Here is a 15,636-nt window from a genome sequence, read left to right on the forward strand (position 1 = left end):
CACCATGAAAGACACCCCTCAACGCGCGCGCTGGCGCGGCCTGAGCGTGGGCGCACGCCTTACGCTGCTGGTCGTGGCCATCGTTTCCCTGGGTATTGCCCTGCTGACGGTGCTGGTTACCACTCTCGTCTCAAGGGAGCTGGAGACACGCTCGCGCGACGACCTCAGCCGGGGAAACGGCGCCATCATTGCGATGGTGAATACGTTCAGTGGCGCACTTTTGGCCGAATCCGACCGTTTCCTTGCCGTTTTTGAGAGCTACTTCCCAGCGACCGCGCTGGGTATGGACCCGATGAAGCGAGTGAAGATGGGCGACCGCACCGTCCCCGTGATGACCCTGGAAGGCAAGCCGGTCAATGGCGACTTCACGGTGGTCGACGAGTTCTCCGCCCGTGCCCACGTCGTCGCCACGCTGTTCGTGCGCGACGGGCAGGATTTCATCCGCGTCACCACCTCGCTGAAGAAGCAGGACGGCTCCCGCGCCGTGGGCACGTCCATCGACCACGCCCACCCGGCCTTCCCCCAGCTGCTGGCCGGCAAGGGCTATGGCGGCCCGGCGGTGTTGTTCGACAAGCCATACATCACGCGCTATGAGCCGATCCGCGACGCGGGCGGCAACGTCATCGGCGTGTGGTTCGTCGGCGTGGAGATCACCCAGGAGATGGACGCGCTGCGCGCGCAGATCGCTTCCATCCGTATTGGACAGAGCGGGCATTACTCCGTGATCGACGCCAGCGCCGGCAAGCGCTACGGCTCGTACATCGTCGACCCGGCGCTGGCGGACCCTGCCGCGAAGGCCGATAGCGCCGCGCTGAAGGCCGTGGGCGTGGATGGCCAGCCGGTGTACGCGTCGATGCTTTCGACAGGCAAGGGCGAGGCGCGCTATCGCGTCGCCGTGGCCGGGCGCGAGACCGAGCGCCTCGCCGTCTATGCCACCGACCCCGCCTGGCACTGGATGGTGGCTGGCACCGTCGATACCGATGAGCTGTATGCGCCCGTGCGCCACCTGCGCAACGTGGCGATCATCAGCAGCCTGGTGATCATCGGCGTGCTGTGCCTGCTGCTGTTCGTCGCTATCCGCGTGCGTATCACCCGACCGCTCAAGTCGGCGGTGGATGCGGCCAGCCGTCTCGCCGAGGGCGACCTCACCACGCGGCTTGCCTCCACGCGCGCCGATGAGATCGGCCAGCTGATGAACGCCATCGACGGCATCGGCGATGGCCTGGGCGGTATCGCCCGCTCGGTGCGCCGTGCCACGGCGAGCATGACCAGCAGTACCTCGGAGATCGCGGCCGGTAACACCGACCTGTCGATGCGCACCGAACGCCAGGCCGCCGAGTTGCAGATGACCGCGGCCAGCCTGGACTTGCTGACGCGCACCGTGCGCGATAACGCGGGCAACGCCACCCGTGCGAGCGCCCTGGCCGAAGGCGCCAGCGTCGCCGTGCAACAGGAAGCCGGCGCCATGGCAGAGGCCGTGGCCTCCATGAATGGCATCCAGGCGTCGGCGCAGCGGATGGCCGATGTCATCGGCATCATCAACGGCATCGCCTTCCAGACCAACATCCTGGCTTTGAACGCGGCGGTGGAAGCGGCGCGCGCGGGCGAGCAGGGCAGGGGCTTTGCCGTGGTGGCGGCGGAAGTGCGCAACCTGGCGCAGCGCAGTGCCACGGCCGCGAAGGAAATCGGCGCACTGATCAGCGAATCGGTGGCGCAGGTGGATACCGGCCACGGCCTGGTGACGGAAGCAGGCCACAACATGCAGGCCGTGATTGGCCGCATCCGCGATGTGGCGTCGCTCATGGGCGACATCAGCCGCGCCTCCACCGACCAGTCCGAGCAGATTGGCCGGATCAACCATGCGGTGTCGCGCATGGATGATTCGACCCAGCAGAACTCGGCGCTGGTGGAAGAAGCCGCAGCCGCGGCCAAGAGCCTGGAAGACCAGGCGGCCGACCTCGCCCGCGTGGTCGAGGTGTTCCGCCTCTAAGGAGGGTTAGCCCTCCAGCTCTTCCCAGCGGGCGAAGGCCGTGTCGAGCTCGGCCTGGATCTTCGCCAGCTCGTCGTTCGCCCGCGTGATCGTCGCCGCGTCCTGCTGGTAGTACTTCGGATCGTTCATGGCTTCCGTGCGCCGTGCGATTTCGGTTTCCAGCTCTTCGAGCTTCGCCGGCAGCAGGTCCAGCTCGCGCTGTTCCTTGAACGAGAGCTTCTTCTTCGCGGCCACGGGTGCAGCCACCGGTGCCGGCGCGGCGACAGGTGCCGGCTTGGCCGTGGCGGCCGCGGCGGCCTTCGCCGCGGCGATGATCGGCTTCTGGCGCAACCAGTCGCTGTAACCGCCGATGTAATCGCCGACCACGCCATCGCCTTCGAGCACCAGCGTGCTGGTGACCACGTTGTCGATGAAGTCGCGATCATGCGAGACGAGCAGCAACGTACCGGTGTATTCGCCGAGCAGCTCTTCGAGCAGCTCCAGCGTTTCCACGTCGAGGTCGTTGGTCGGTTCGTCCATCACCAGCAGGTTGGACGGCTGCGCGAACAGCTTGGCCAGAAGAAGACGATTGCGCTCACCGCCGGAAAGGCGGGTGATCGGTGCGCGCGCACGTTCCGGCGAGAACAGGAAGTCCTGCAGGTAGCCGATGATGTGCTTGCGCTGGCCGTTGAGCTCGATGTATTCGCGGCCTTCGGCCACGTTGTCCAGCGCGTTCATGCTGTCGTCCAGCGCCATGCGGTGCTGGTCGAAATAGGCGATTTCCAGGCCCGTGCCTTCGACCACCGTGCCTTCCTGCGGAGCCAGCTGGCCGAGCAGGATTTTCAGCAGCGTGGACTTGCCGGCGCCGTTCGGGCCCATGATGCCCACGCGGTCGCCGCGCATGATGGTGCCGGAGAAATCGGCGATCAGCGTGCGGCCGTCGTAGGCCTGCGTGACGTGCTTGGCCTCGACCACCTTGCGGCCCGACGCCTGCGCGTTGGCCATCGTCATCTTGGCGTTGCCGGTCTGCTCGCGGCGCTCGGCGCGCTCGAAACGCATGGCCTTCAGCGCACGCACGCGGCCTTCGTTACGGGTGCGGCGCGCCTTGATGCCCTGGCGGATCCACACTTCTTCCTGGGCGAGCTTGCGGTCGAAATGCGCATTTGCCTGCGCCTGCGCGTGCAGGCGCTCTTCGCGGCGGCGCAGGTAGTTGTCGTAGTCGCCCGGCCAGCTGGTCACCTGGCCGCGGTCGATCTCGACGATGCGGGTGGCCAGCGAACGCAGGAAGCTACGGTCATGGGTGATGAAGACGATGGCGCCGGCGAAGCCCTTGAGGAAGCCTTCGAGCCAGGCGATCGCCTCGATGTCGAGATGGTTGGTGGGCTCGTCGAGCAGCAGCAGGTTCGGGTCGCGGACGAGGGCCTGGCCCAGCAGCACGCGGCGCTTCATGCCGCCCGAGAGGTCGGCGAAATCGGTGTGCCCCGGCAGTTCCAGGCGCTCGATGATGTTTTCCACGCGGGCGTCGAGATCCCACGCGTTATGCGCTTCGATCTGCGACTGCACGTCGCCCAGCGCGTCCATGTCGCCCTCTTCGAGCAGGTGGTGGTAGCGGGCCAGCAGGTGGCCCAGCTCGCCGAGGCCATCGGCCACCACGTCGAACACCGTGCCGGCGGTGTCCTGCGGCACTTCCTGGGTAAGCCGCGCCACGCGCGTGCCGCCCTGCAGGCGGATTTCACCGTCGTCGGGCTTCAGCTCACCCGCGATGAGCTTCATCAGGGTGGACTTGCCGGCGCCGTTGCGGCCGACGATACAGACGCGCTCGCCCAGGTCGAGCGAGAGATCGACATGTTCAAGCAGGAGGGGGCCGCCGACGCTGTAGTCGAGGCCGAGGATCTGGATTAGGGACATCTCCCTATTCTACCTGCTCCGGTGCTCCCGCCCCGTTACAACGTGTCCAGGCGGTAACGGGTGGCCTGGCGGTAGGTGGCGCCGGGGCGCAGGATCGCGGCCTCGGCGTCCGCCATGTTCACCTGGTCCGGGAAGGCCTCCGCCTCCAGGGCGAAGCCCGCGAAGGCCTGGTAGCGCTTGCCGTCGCGGCTCACCTGGCCGGCCAGCTTCTGCCCGCTATAGAACTGAAGGCCCTCGCGGTCTGTCTCCACGGTGAGACGGCGCCCGCTGGAGGGCTCGGTGACGACGGCCACCACCCGCGAAGCGCCGCCTGGGGCCGGGGCCGGGATGTAGCAGTGGTCGAAGCCGCCGGCCAGGCGCAGCTGGGCGTCCGGCCAGTGCAGGCGCGAGCCGATCGGCGCCGCCGTGCGGAAATCGAAGGCGGTACCGGACACGGGCTGCCGCTCCGTGGGGATGGCCCCCGCGTCGGTGGCCAGGAATTCCGCCGCGTCGATGCGAATCAGGTGGTCGCGGATATCCGGGCGGCGGTCGTTGAGGTTGAAGTACGGGTGCGAGGTAAGGTTCAGCGGCGTCGGCGCGTTGGTGGTGGCCTCGTAACGGAGGTCCAGCGCGCCGTCGTCGTCCAGGGTGATCCGCAGCGTCACCCGGACATCGCCGGGGAAGCCGCCATCGCCCTCGGGCGAGGCGAGCTGCAGGCATAGCGCGTCGCCGTCCACCTCGACATCCCAGCGCCGCGCGTGGAAACCATCGTGGCCGCCGTGCAGGTGGTTGTCGCCATCGTTGCGGTCCACCTTGTACTCGATGCCATCGAGCTGGAAGCGGCCGCCGCGGATACGGTTGGCCCAGCGGCCGACGATCCCGCCCATGAAGGCGGTGGCGGCGAGGTAGTGGTCCGCGTCCGCATGGCCGAGCAGGATTTCGCCAAGGTGGCCCCGGCGGTCGGGTGCCTGCCAGGAGAGCAGGGTGGCACCGAGGTCACTGATATCGACGCGCATGCCGCGGGCGTTGCGCAGGGTCCAGCGATGGAGCGGGCGTCCGTCGGGCAAATGGCCCCAGGCGGTAGGTTCGGAGATAGACATCAGGGAGAGCAGTCCGTGCCGGCCGCGTTCAGGACGCGGCCGCTTTTCGGTGGAGTTCGAGGTATTGGCGCGGCGTGCAGTCGTACTCGCGACGGAATACCGCATACATGTATTGCAGCGACGTGAAGCCACAGCGGATGGCAATGTCCGCGAGCGTGGTATCGCCGTTGATGATGAGTTCGCAGGCCGTATCGAGCTTGTGCTTGAGGATGGCCTGGTGGACGGTCTGTTTCAGCTCGCGCTTGAAGTGTTCTTCGAGCACCGTGCGCGATACGCCGACGTAATCGGCCACCTGTTCGGTCTTGATGCCCAGGCAGCCGTACTGGCGAATGTAGTGGCTGGCGCGCATCACGTGCGGGCTGCGCATCGGCTGGTAACGGCTGGACACCTGCACGTTGATGCCCACCGGCGGCACGATCACCCGCGTGGTCGAGCAATCCATGCCACGCAGCATCTGGTGCAGCACATGCGCGGCGGTGCGGCCCATTTCCTCCGCCCCCTGGATCACCGAGGTCAGCGGGATGCGATTGAGCAGCTGGGCCATGGGGTCATTGTCGATGCCGACGATGGCCACCTGTTCGGGCACCGCGACGCCGCCGATGACGCAGGCCTGCAGCAACTGCCGCGCCCGTGCGTCGGTCACGGCGATGATGCCGATGGGCTTGGGCAGGTCGGACAGCCACGACACCAGGTGTTCGACGGCTTCACCCCAGCCACCCGCGGTGGTCGGCGATCCCTCGTAAACGATGCCTTCCACGTTCTCGGCCGAGACGATGGCCCGGAACGCGTGCTCGCGCTCCTGCGCCCAGCGGCTGCCCGCCGTGGCGGGGATGCCATAGAACGCAAAACGCGACAGCCCCTGTTCGATCAGGTGGTCGTACGCCAGCCGCACGAGGCGGTCGTTGTCGGTGGCGATGTACGGCACGCCCACCGGGTACTGCGCCGGGTCGTGGTACGAGCCACCCACGGCGACCACCGGGATATGCAACTCGCGCAGGGCTTCGGCGGCCTCGGGGTCGTCGAAGTCGGCGATGACACCGTCTCCCTTGAACTGGTGGATGTCACGCATGCGGCTGCGGAAATCCTCCTCAAGGAAGAGGTCCCACTCGACGCGGGTGCTATTGAGGTAGTGCCCAATGCCTGCGATGACCTGGCGGTCATAGACCTTGTTGGCGTTGAACAGCAGTGCGATGCGATGCGGTGCCATGGCCCTGAAAACTAGCAGGGAATGCGCCGGGAGGCCATGACGCATCGCGGCAGGAAAAAGGCTGGAGGCATCGCGGGAAATCGCAATTGCGCCGGAACGCCGAGGTAGCCATCTTCAATGGGATGCGTCCCCACGTTCGTCAAGGAATCGTTATGTCGTACTTCTCCAGCATCCCGAACATCGCCTTCGAAGGCCCGGGTTCCGATAACCCCCTGGCGTTCCACCACTACGACGCCAGCCGCAAGCTACTCGGCAAGACCATGGCCGAGCACCTGCGCCTCGCGGTCTGCTACTGGCATACCTTCGTATGGCCCGGTTCGGATGTCTTTGGCGCTGGCACCTTCGAGCGTCCCTGGCAGCAGTCGGGCGACCCGATGCAGAAGGCCCGGGAAAAAGCCGATGCGGCATTCGATTTCTTCACCCGCCTCGGCACGCCGTTCTACACCTTCCACGACACCGACGTGGCGCCGGAAGGCAACAGCCTGGCGGAGTACCGCAACAACTTCGCCGCCATGGTCGACGTGCTCGAAAAGAAGCAGGCCGATACCGGGGTGAAGCTGCTCTGGGGCACGGCCAACGTCTTCAGCAACCCGCGCTACGCGGCCGGCGCGGCGACCAATCCGCAGCCGGAAGTGTTTGCCTATGCCGCCACCCAGGTGCGTCATGCGATGGAGGCTACCCATCGCCTGGGTGGCGCCAATTACGTGCTGTGGGGTGGCCGCGAAGGCTACGACACGCTGCTCAACACCGACCTGAAGCGCGAGCGCGCGCAGCTGGGCCGTTTCTTCCAGATGGTGGTGGAGCACAAGCACAAGCTCGGCTTCAAGGGCGCCATCCTCATCGAGCCCAAGCCGCAGGAACCCACGAAGCACCAGTACGACTACGACACCGCCACGGTGTACGGCTTCCTCAAGGAGTTTGGCCTTGAGAACGAGGTGAAGACCAACCTTGAAGCGAACCACGCCACGCTGGCCGGTCATTCGTTCCAGCATGAAGTGGCCACGTCGATCGCCCTGGGCCTGTTCGGATCCATCGACGCCAACCGCGGTGATCCGCAAAACGGCTGGGACACCGACCAGTTCCCCAACAGCGTCGAAGAAATGACCCTGGTCACTTACGAGATCCTCAAGGCCGGCGGTTTCACCACGGGCGGTTTCAACTTCGACACCAAGGTGCGTCGCCAGAGCCACGCCGCGGAAGACCTTTTCCACGGCCACATCGGTGCCATCGACACCCTGGCGCTGGGCCTGGAGCGTGCGGTGAAGATGGTGGAGAAAGACACGCTTGCCGAGCTGAAGGCGAAGCGTTATGCCGGCTGGGATGCCGATCTAGGCACGAAGATTCTCAGCGGTGGCTTCACGCTGGCATCGCTCGCTGACGAAGCGCTGTCGCGCGACCTGCACCCGAAGCACGCATCGGGCCACCAGGAGTTGCTCGAAAACATCGTCAACCGTTATATCTATGGGTGATATGACCCCCGACATGGACGCATCGGTACGCTTGTACCTCGGTATCGACCTTGGCACGTCCTCGGTCAAGGCCGTCGTGATCGACGACGCCGGCGCCGTGCGCGCCAGCGCGTCGAGTCCGCTCACCGTGTCCCATCCGCGGCCGCGCTGGTCCGAGCAGGACCCGGCGGCGTGGTGGGCGGCGACGGAAGCGGCGGTGGGCGAGGTGCTGCGGGGTGTCGATGCAAGCCGCGTTGCCGCCATCGGGCTCTCCGGCCAGATGCATGGCGCCACGCTGCTCGACAAGGACGACGCCGTGCTCCGGCCGGCCATCCTCTGGAACGATGGCCGCTCCGACCTCGAATGCGCGGCACTGGAAAAAGTACCGCGCTTTCGCGAGATCACCGGCAATCTCGCCATGCCGGGCTTCACCGCGCCCAAGCTCGCCTGGGTACGCGAGCACGAACCGGACATCTTTGCCCGCGTGGCGAACGTGCTGCTGCCCAAGGATTACCTGCGCCTGAAGCTCACCGGCGACTACATGACCGACGCGTCCGATGCGGCCGGCACCTTGTGGCTGGACGTGCGCCAGCGCCAGTGGAGCGACGACATGCTCGCCGCCACGGGCCTGGACCGTTCGCACATGCCCGAGGTGTTCGAGGGCAGCCAGCCCGCGGGCCGCCTGCGCAAGGACCTCGCCGAGCGTTGGGGCATGGCGACCGTGCCGGTGGCCGCCGGTGGCGGCGACAACGCCGCGGGGGCCGTGGGCGTGGGCATCGTGCGCCACGGCCAGGCCATGCTGTCGCTGGGCACGTCGGGCGTCTATTTCGCCGTGTCCGACGGCTTCCGGGCCAGCCCCGAGACGGCGGTGCACAGTTTCTGCCATGCACTGCCGGCCACCTGGCACCTCATGTCGGTCATGCTCAACGCGGCCAGCTGCCTGGACTTCACGGCACGGCTTACCGGCTATGCCGACGTGGCCGCCCTGCTGGCGGATGCTGAAGGTGAGGGCCTGAAGCCGGATGGCCCGGTGTTCCTGCCGTACCTCACCGGCGAACGCACGCCCCATAACGATGCGCACGCCCGTGGCTCGTTCACGAACCTGGGCCCCGACACCACCCGCACCGACCTGGCCAATGCCACGCTGGAAGGCGTCGGTCTCGGTCTCCTTGATGGCCTGCTCGCCGTCGAGGGTACGGGCCTCATCGCCGACGAGATCACAGTGATCGGTGGCGGCTCGCGCAGCGCGTACTGGACCCAGATGCTGGCAGACATTCTCGGCAAACGACTGGTGCTCCGTGCCGGCGGCGAAGTGGGCCCCGCGCTGGGCGCGGCCCGGCTGGCCCGCCTGGCGGTGGAGCCCGGCGCCTCGCTGGACGTGGTTTGCCCCATGCCCGCGGTCACCGCGGTGCGTGAACCCGATGCAGCGCGTCATGCTTATTTCCGTGAAACGCGCCACCCTTTGTTTCGGCGCTCTTATGAGCAACTGAAGCCGCTGTATACCGACGCCGTCCCTGGCGACGATTTCCGCCCGTCCTGAGCGGGTGAATCCATAACGATGGAGATCAGCATGAAGCAGAGGGCCCTACACACGTTGCTGGCCGTATCGATGGTCGCCGCTGGCGTGTTCGCACCGCAGGCGCACGCAAGCAAGGACAAGCCCGTGATCGGCTTCTCCATCGATGACCTGCGCGTCGAGCGCTGGACCCGTGACCGCGATTACTTCAAGGCGGCCGTGGAAGCCAAGGGCGGCACCGTGTCGGTGCAGTCCGCCGACGCCAACGAGCAAAAGCAGATCCAGCAGATCGAAAACCTGATCGCGCGCAAGGTCGATGTCATCGTCATCGTGCCGTTCAACGCGAAGACCCTGACCACGGTGGTGGCCGAAGCGAAGAAGGCCGGCATCAAGGTCATCTCTTACGATCGCCTGATCCTCAACGCCGACGTCGACGCGTACATCTCGTTCGATAACGACAAAGTGGGCCAGATGCAGGCGCAGGGCGTGGTCGACGCCGCACCGAAGGGCAACTACTTCCTGCTTGGCGGCGCGCCGACGGACAACAACGCGAAGATTCTTCGCGAAGGCCAGATGAAGGTGCTGAAGCCCCTGGTCGACAAGGGCGACATCAAGATCGTCGGCCAGCAGTGGACCAACGAGTGGCTCGCCTCGAACGCGCAGTCGATCATCGAGAACGCGCTGACCGCCAACAAGAACAACATCCAGGGCATCGTCGCCTCCAACGACGGCACCGCCGGTGGTGCGATCGCCGCGCTCAACGGGCAGAAGCTGGCCGGCAAGGTGGCCGTGTCCGGCCAGGATGCCGACCTGGCGGCGATCAAGCGGATCAAGGCCGGCACCCAGACGATGACGGTGTACAAGCCGATCAAGACCATCGCCACCGATGCCGCGAACCTGGCCGTGCAGTTCGCCAAGGGCGAGACGCCGTCATTCACCTCGAAGCTGAACAACGGCAAGGGTGACATCAACACCATCCTGCTCACCCCGACGCTGTTGACCAAGGCGAATGTCGACCTGGTCGTGAAGGACGGCTTCTACACCCAGGCCCAGGTAGGCCCGTAACACCGCAACGGGGCCCGCATGGCGGGCCCCATCACGGCGTCGTCAGGCAGAGGAAAGGTACAAGGTGAGCGAATACCTGTTCGAGATGCGCAACATCGTCAAGGAGTTTTCTGGCGTGCGCGCGCTCAATGGCATCAACCTGGCCGTGCGGCCAGGTGAGTGCGTGGGCCTGTGCGGCGAGAACGGCGCCGGCAAGTCCACCCTCATGAAGGTGCTCTCCGGCGTGTACCCCTACGGTACGTGGGAAGGCGAGATCCTGTTCGACGGCAAGCCGCTCAAAGCGCATTCGGTGCGCGACAGCGAGAACGCCGGCGTCGTCATCATCCACCAGGAGCTGATGCTGGTGCCGCAGCTCTCCGTGGCCGAGAACATCTTCCTTGGCAACGAGATCCGTAAGTTCGGCGGTGTCATGGATTACGACGCCATGTATGCCCAGGCCGATGCGTTGCTGGCACGGCTGAAGCTGAAGGACGTGAACGTCGCCGCGCCGGTGATGAACTACGGCGGCGGTTACCAGCAGCTGTTCGAGATCGCCAAGGCGCTGGTGAAGAACGCCCGCCTGCTGATCCTCGACGAGCCGTCCTCGTCGCTCACGTCGTCGGAAACCGACACCTTGCTGTCAATCATCGAAGACCTGAAGCGCGACGGCGTGGCCTGCGTCTACATCTCGCACAAGCTGGATGAAGTGGCCCGCGTGTGCGACACCGTCACCGTCATCCGCGATGGCAAGCACATCGTCACCAAGCCGATGAGCGAGATGACCACCCATTCCATCATCACGGCGATGGTCGGCCGTGAGATCGAGAACCTGTTTCCGAAGATGGACCATGAGATCGGCGAGGTCATCTTCGAAGCGAAGCACGTCACCTGCTGGGACGTCGCTAACCCGAACCGCAAGCGCGTGGACGATATTTCGTTCCAGGTGCGCCGCGGCGAAATTGTTGGCATCGCCGGGCTGGTCGGCGCCGGCCGCACCGAACTCGTCTCAGCCATTTTCGGCGCCTACCCGGGCCGCTCCGAGGCGGAGCTGATCCTCGAAGGCAAGCCGATCAAGGTGAAGAACCCCGAGCAGGCAATCAAGGCGGGCCTGTCGCTGGTGCCGGAAGACCGCAAGCGCCAGGGCATCGTGCCGTTGCTGGGGGTTGGCGACAACATCACCCTGGCGACCCTCTCGCACTTCGCCCATGCCGGCCAGATCGACCGCCAGGCCGAAATGCAGGTGGTGGATGCCGAGATCAAGCGCCTTCGCGTGAAGACGGCCAGCCCCGAGCTGGCCATCCAGGGCCTCTCCGGCGGTAACCAGCAGAAGGCTGTGCTCACCAAGATGCTGCTCCCGCAGCCGAAGGTGCTGATCCTCGACGAGCCCACCCGCGGCGTCGACGTGGGTTCCAAGTACGACATCTACACGCTGATGTTCGAGCTGGCCGCGAAGGGCGTGGCCATCATCATGGTCTCGTCCGAAATGCCCGAGGTGCTGGGCGTGAGCGACCGTGTGCTCGTCGTCGGCGAAGGCAAGCTGCGCGGCGATTTCAAGAATGTCGGCCTTACCTCCGAGCAGGTGCTGGCCGCGGCGATTTCCCATGCCGCCGAAGGTCCCGCGCACGCGGCCTGATCCACTCCACCATTCCACGCGTCACCAGGGAAGCCTTTCCATGCAGTCCCAGAAAGTCCAGCAACTCTTCGTCCGCTACAAGATCCTGGCGCTGCTCATCGCCGTGGCCGTGATCTGGGTGTTCTTCCACCTGAAGACGGACCAGGCCTTCATCACGCCGAACAACCTCTCCAACCTGTTCCGGCAGATGGCGATTACCGGCATGCTTGCCTGCGGCATGGTGTTCATCATCATCGCCGGCGAGATCGACCTGTCGATCGGCTCCCAGCTAGGCCTGCTCGGTGGCGTCGCAGCCATCCTCACCGTGAACCTCGGGTGGGGTACCTGGCCATCGATCGGCGCGGTGCTGGTGCTGGGCATGCTGATCGGCGCGTTCAACGGCTTTGTCGTCACCAAGATGCGCGTACCGTCGTTCATCGTCGGCCTGGGCGGCATGCTCGCCTTCCGCGGCATCGTCCTCTACATCACCGGTAGTTCCACCATCGCCCCGGCGCCGGACGACCTGGTGCAGCTGGGCCAGGGCTTCGTGCCGGTGGCGCTGTCGCAGTGGGTCGGCGGCATCATCTTCCTGGTGATGATCGGGCTTACCGCCCGTCGCCGCATGCGCCGCGCGAAGCTCGGCCTGCAGCAGGCGGCCATGTGGATCGACGTGGCCCGCCTGGTGATCATCGGCGCGGTGATCTTCGGCTTCATCCGCATGCTGAACGACGCCAACGGCATTCCCATCCCGGTGATGATCCTGCTGGCGCTGCTCGCGGTATTCACCTACGTCTCGACGCAGACGGTGTTTGGCCGCCACATCTATGCCGTGGGCGGCAACATGGAGGCCACGCGCCTGTCCGGCGTCAACGTGGGCCGGGTGAAGCTGGTGGTGTTCGCCATCATGGGCCTGATGTGCGCCTTCGCCGGCATCATCACAGTGGCCCGTACCGGCTCCGGCTCGCCGTCCGCGGGTACGGGCGGCGAGCTGGACGCGATCTCCGCGTGCTTCATCGGCGGTACGTCGATGCGCGGCGGTTCCGGCACGGTCTACGGTGCGCTGATCGGCGCCCTGGTCATGGCCAGCCTCGATAGCGGCATGCAGCTGATGGACGTCGACAACTCCTGGCAGATGATCATCAAGGGCGTGATCCTCGTCCTGGCGGTGTGGGTGGACGTGCTCTCCGGCAGCAACCGCAACGCCTGATCGGGTTACTTGGTCGGCAGGGCCTTTGCCATTTTCAGATGCTGCTTCAGCGTGGGCAGCGTTTCTTTGGCAAAGGCCTTCAGCTCCGGGTTCGAGCCCTTCTCGACTTCCACCTCGAAGATCGCCACGGCCTTCTCGTGGTCGGCGACCATCACCTTGGCGTATTCGCGGTCGAAGTCCTTCCCGTTGAGCATCTTCAGGGCGTTGATGTCCTTCTGTGCTTCCGGCGGCGGCTCGGTGGTGGTGGCATAGCCGCGGTCGCCGCTGCCCAGGCTCGTCAGCTTGTCATTCGCCTTGGTGTGGTCGTCGACCATGTGCTGGGCGAATTGCTTCACTTTCGCCGATGAGCCCTGCGCGAGGGCCAGCTTGCTCAGCTCCACTTCGCTGACGTTGGCGCCGGTGGCGTTCTGGTAAAAGCCGGCATCCGTGGGCGTGCCGCCCTTGGAGTCCTTCTCCTGGGCCGCCAGCGCGGCGAGGGGCAGGGTGGTGGCAAGGGCAGCGGTAAGTAGCAGGCGGGGCAGGCGATGAGCCATGGCGGTATCTCCGTGAGGTTCTGCCTTGGTGTCGCATCCCGCCCATGAAACCGTCGTGACCTTCGCGGGTAGGCAGGCACCACGCTGGCGGGACTGGCGTCCGCGCCGGCTCGCTCGCTAGCATGCGGTACGAGGGGGACAGCATGGCAACACTGGATAGGGAGCCCATTGAGGGCACGCATACACTTCGATACCGATCAACACGCGGCGAAGTCTGGCGCTTCTATTGGAGCTCCTGGCGGAAGTCCCTGTGGATCGTCCACGTGATCGTTGCCGCCGCCATTGCCTGGAGCCTTTCCGACCTGACGTGGCCGTCGGTGTTGCTCTGGTTCGCCGCGTGCCTGCCAGTGGTCGTCGCCGTCTTCGCGGCGGTTCCCCAGATCATGTTCAAGCCATGGGAGCGCACGCTTCACCTCACCCCGGACGGCTGGTCGACCACGATCGGCAGGAAGTCAGGCTCGATGTCGTGGAAGGTTATCCGCAGCGTGGCGACGACACCGGACGGTTTGTTGATCGTCGGCGTTTCGGGAAACGCCATGATTGTTCCGGGTCGGGCGTTCGATGGTGAGGCCCACCGGGAGGCGATTATGGCCGATGTGCGGCGATGGTATAGCGCTGCACGGGCTCAGTAATTGCATACTTTGAGAATGGCCGCAGAGTGACAATGCGGACGTTCCTGGCCTGCGTTGATTGTGTCGTTGAGGCAAAAAAACGGGCGCCGTAGGGCGCCCGTTTTTGGTGTCGCATGCCGTTGGAGGCTTAGCGGCGAGCCTTGGCGCCCAGGCCAGCGGCGTCGCGCAGGAGCTCCGCACGGTCGGTCTTTTCCCACGAGAACGCGGTGTAGGTGCTGCCATCGGCAGCCTTCACTTCGTACGGCTTGCGGCCGAAGTGACCGTACGACGCGGTCGGCTGGTAGATCGGGTGCACCAGGTCGAGCATCTTGATGATGCCGTACGGGCGCAGGTCGAAGTGCTTGCGCACCAGCTTTTCGATCTTCTCGTCGGGGATCTTGCCGGTGCCGAAGGTCGTCACCGAGATCGAGGTCGGCTCCGCCACGCCAATGGCGTAGCTGACCTGGATTTCGCAACGGTCGGCCAGGCCGGCAGCCACGATGTTCTTGGCCACGTAACGTGCCGCGTAGGCCGCCGAACGGTCCACCTTGGACGGATCCTTGCCCGAGAACGCACCGCCACCGTGACGGGCCCAGCCGCCGTAGGTGTCGACGATGATCTTGCGGCCGGTCAGGCCGCAATCGCCCACCGGGCCACCGATGACGAACTTGCCGGTCGGGTTGATGTGGAACTTGGTGTCCTTGTGCAGCAGCTTCGCCGGCAGGACGGGCTTGAGGATCAGCTCACGCACGCCTTCGACGAGGTCCTTCTGCTTCACGCCCGGATCGTGCTGGGTCGAGAGCACCACGGCGTCGATGGCCACGGCTTCGCCGGCCTCGTTGTAGCGCAGGGTGACCTGGCTCTTGGCGTCCGGACGCAGCCACGGCAGCGGCGAGTTCTTCTTCTTGCGGATCTTGGCCTGCTGTTCCACCAGGCGGTGGCTCAGGTGGATGGCCGCCGGCATGAACTCAGCCGTCTCGTTGGTGGCGTAGCCGAACATCAGGCCCTGGTCGCCAGCGCCCTGTTCTTCCGGCTTCTTGCGGTCCACGCCCTGGTTGATGTCCGGCGACTGCTTGCCGATCAGGTTCAGGACGCCGCAGGTGGCGCCGTCGAAGCCGACGTCCGACGAGTCGTAGCCGATGTCGAGGATGACCTTGCGGGTCAGGGCTTCGAGGTCGATCCAGGCGCTCGTGGTGATCTCGCCCGCGACGATGGCGACGCCGGTCTTCACCAGCGTTTCGCAGGCCACGCGCGCACGGGGATCCTGCGCCAGGATGGCGTCCAGGACGGCGTCGGAGATCTGGTCGGCGATTTTGTCCGGATGGCCTTCGGAGACCGACTCGGAGGTGAAGAGGAAGCTGCTCATCGTAGGGATATATCCTTCTTTACGGATAAAGAGATAAATGGGGGCGCGCCATGATACACGCCCCCGAGACGGTTTGCAGCGCCAAGCGTACCCCCGGGGGGTGACGATTGCATGGACATTCAGGCCCGGCGGGCCT

12 protein-coding genes are annotated in these 15,636 nt (G+C 65.6%); 7 read left to right on the plus strand and 5 right to left on the minus strand.

The window, feature by feature from the left end; translation table 11 throughout:
* Positions 1–4 precede the first annotated feature (4 nt).
* Positions 5–1,990: a methyl-accepting chemotaxis protein gene (locus FIV34_RS03205; RefSeq protein WP_139979612.1), complete on the plus strand. Its 1,986-nt coding sequence runs from the start codon at positions 5–7 to the stop codon at positions 1,988–1,990.
* A gap of 6 nt (positions 1,991–1,996) precedes the next feature.
* Here FIV34_RS03205 and FIV34_RS03210 read toward each other — a convergent pair whose 3' ends face one another.
* The 3 genes from FIV34_RS03210 to FIV34_RS03220 are packed head-to-tail and all read right to left on the minus strand — an operon-like array spanning position 1,997 to position 6,163.
* Positions 1,997–3,877 (minus strand): ATP-binding cassette domain-containing protein, encoded by a 1,881-nt coding sequence (locus tag FIV34_RS03210; protein ID WP_139979615.1) that lies wholly within the window; start codon positions 3,875–3,877, stop codon positions 1,997–1,999.
* A 35-nt stretch (positions 3,878–3,912) separates the two neighbouring features.
* The gene (locus tag FIV34_RS03215; protein WP_139979617.1) at positions 3,913–4,956 is read right to left on the minus strand and encodes an aldose epimerase family protein; all 1,044 of its coding nucleotides are present in this window, start codon (positions 4,954–4,956) and stop codon (positions 3,913–3,915) included.
* A gap of 28 nt (positions 4,957–4,984) precedes the next feature.
* Entirely contained in the window at positions 4,985–6,163 is a 1,179-nt protein-coding gene (locus tag FIV34_RS03220; RefSeq protein WP_139979619.1) for a XylR family transcriptional regulator, read from the minus strand.
* 152 nt (positions 6,164–6,315) lie between these two features.
* Between FIV34_RS03220 and xylA the strand changes: the two genes are divergently transcribed.
* The 5 genes from xylA (at position 6,316) to FIV34_RS03245 (ending at position 12,990) form a co-directional block, all read left to right on the plus strand.
* Positions 6,316–7,632 (plus strand): xylose isomerase, encoded by a 1,317-nt coding sequence (gene xylA, locus FIV34_RS03225; protein ID WP_139979621.1) that lies wholly within the window; start codon positions 6,316–6,318, stop codon positions 7,630–7,632.
* Between the two features lie 13 nt (positions 7,633–7,645).
* Positions 7,646–9,151, plus strand: coding sequence for a xylulokinase (gene xylB / locus FIV34_RS03230; RefSeq protein ID WP_342777379.1), 1,506 nt, complete (start codon positions 7,646–7,648; stop codon positions 9,149–9,151).
* Positions 9,152–9,181: 30 nt separating this feature from the next.
* Positions 9,182–10,192 (plus strand): D-xylose ABC transporter substrate-binding protein, encoded by a 1,011-nt coding sequence (xylF, locus tag FIV34_RS03235; protein ID WP_246058736.1) that lies wholly within the window; start codon positions 9,182–9,184, stop codon positions 10,190–10,192.
* A 64-nt stretch (positions 10,193–10,256) separates the two neighbouring features.
* Positions 10,257–11,804 (plus strand): xylose ABC transporter ATP-binding protein, encoded by a 1,548-nt coding sequence (locus tag FIV34_RS03240; RefSeq protein WP_139979626.1) that lies wholly within the window; start codon positions 10,257–10,259, stop codon positions 11,802–11,804.
* A gap of 40 nt (positions 11,805–11,844) precedes the next feature.
* Positions 11,845–12,990 (plus strand): sugar ABC transporter permease, encoded by a 1,146-nt coding sequence (locus tag FIV34_RS03245; RefSeq protein WP_139979628.1) that lies wholly within the window; start codon positions 11,845–11,847, stop codon positions 12,988–12,990.
* A 5-nt stretch (positions 12,991–12,995) separates the two neighbouring features.
* Here the strand turns inward: FIV34_RS03245 and FIV34_RS03250 are convergent, their stop codons facing one another.
* The gene (locus tag FIV34_RS03250) at positions 12,996–13,523 is read right to left on the minus strand and encodes a DUF4142 domain-containing protein (RefSeq protein WP_139979631.1); all 528 of its coding nucleotides are present in this window, start codon (positions 13,521–13,523) and stop codon (positions 12,996–12,998) included.
* Between the two features lie 263 nt (positions 13,524–13,786).
* Between FIV34_RS03250 and FIV34_RS03255 the strand changes: the two genes are divergently transcribed.
* Positions 13,787–14,155 carry a YcxB family protein gene (locus FIV34_RS03255; protein ID WP_139979633.1) on the plus strand — a complete coding sequence of 123 codons (369 nt, stop codon included), beginning with the start codon at positions 13,787–13,789 and terminating at the stop codon, positions 14,153–14,155.
* 127 nt (positions 14,156–14,282) lie between these two features.
* Here FIV34_RS03255 and metK read toward each other — a convergent pair whose 3' ends face one another.
* Positions 14,283–15,500, minus strand: a complete 1,218-nt coding sequence (gene metK, locus FIV34_RS03260; RefSeq protein WP_139979635.1) for a methionine adenosyltransferase — start codon at positions 15,498–15,500, stop codon at positions 14,283–14,285.
* Positions 15,501–15,636 lie beyond the last annotated feature (136 nt).

It is taken from the genome of Luteibacter pinisoli, from assembly GCF_006385595.1.
Classification (GTDB): Bacteria; Pseudomonadota; Gammaproteobacteria; order Xanthomonadales; family Rhodanobacteraceae; genus Luteibacter; species Luteibacter pinisoli.

What these genes read in the sequence shown, in the direction of transcription:
- xylB (WP_342777379.1), top strand. Translation starts at nt 7,646, where the DNA reads ATGGACGCATCGGTACGCTTGTACCTCGGTATCGACCTTGGCACGTCC.
- FIV34_RS03245 (WP_139979628.1), top strand. Translation starts at nt 11,845, where the DNA reads ATGCAGTCCCAGAAAGTCCAGCAACTCTTCGTCCGCTACAAGATCCTG.
- metK (WP_139979635.1), bottom strand. Translation starts at nt 15,500, where the DNA reads ATGAGCAGCTTCCTCTTCACCTCCGAGTCGGTCTCCGAAGGCCATCCG.
- xylF (WP_246058736.1), top strand. Translation starts at nt 9,182, where the DNA reads ATGAAGCAGAGGGCCCTACACACGTTGCTGGCCGTATCGATGGTCGCC.
- FIV34_RS03205 (WP_139979612.1), top strand. Translation starts at nt 5, where the DNA reads ATGAAAGACACCCCTCAACGCGCGCGCTGGCGCGGCCTGAGCGTGGGC.
- FIV34_RS03220 (WP_139979619.1), bottom strand. Translation starts at nt 6,163, where the DNA reads ATGGCACCGCATCGCATCGCACTGCTGTTCAACGCCAACAAGGTCTAT.
- FIV34_RS03215 (WP_139979617.1), bottom strand. Translation starts at nt 4,956, where the DNA reads ATGTCTATCTCCGAACCTACCGCCTGGGGCCATTTGCCCGACGGACGC.
- FIV34_RS03250 (WP_139979631.1), bottom strand. Translation starts at nt 13,523, where the DNA reads ATGGCTCATCGCCTGCCCCGCCTGCTACTTACCGCTGCCCTTGCCACC.
- xylA (WP_139979621.1), top strand. Translation starts at nt 6,316, where the DNA reads ATGTCGTACTTCTCCAGCATCCCGAACATCGCCTTCGAAGGCCCGGGT.
- FIV34_RS03210 (WP_139979615.1), bottom strand. Translation starts at nt 3,877, where the DNA reads ATGTCCCTAATCCAGATCCTCGGCCTCGACTACAGCGTCGGCGGCCCC.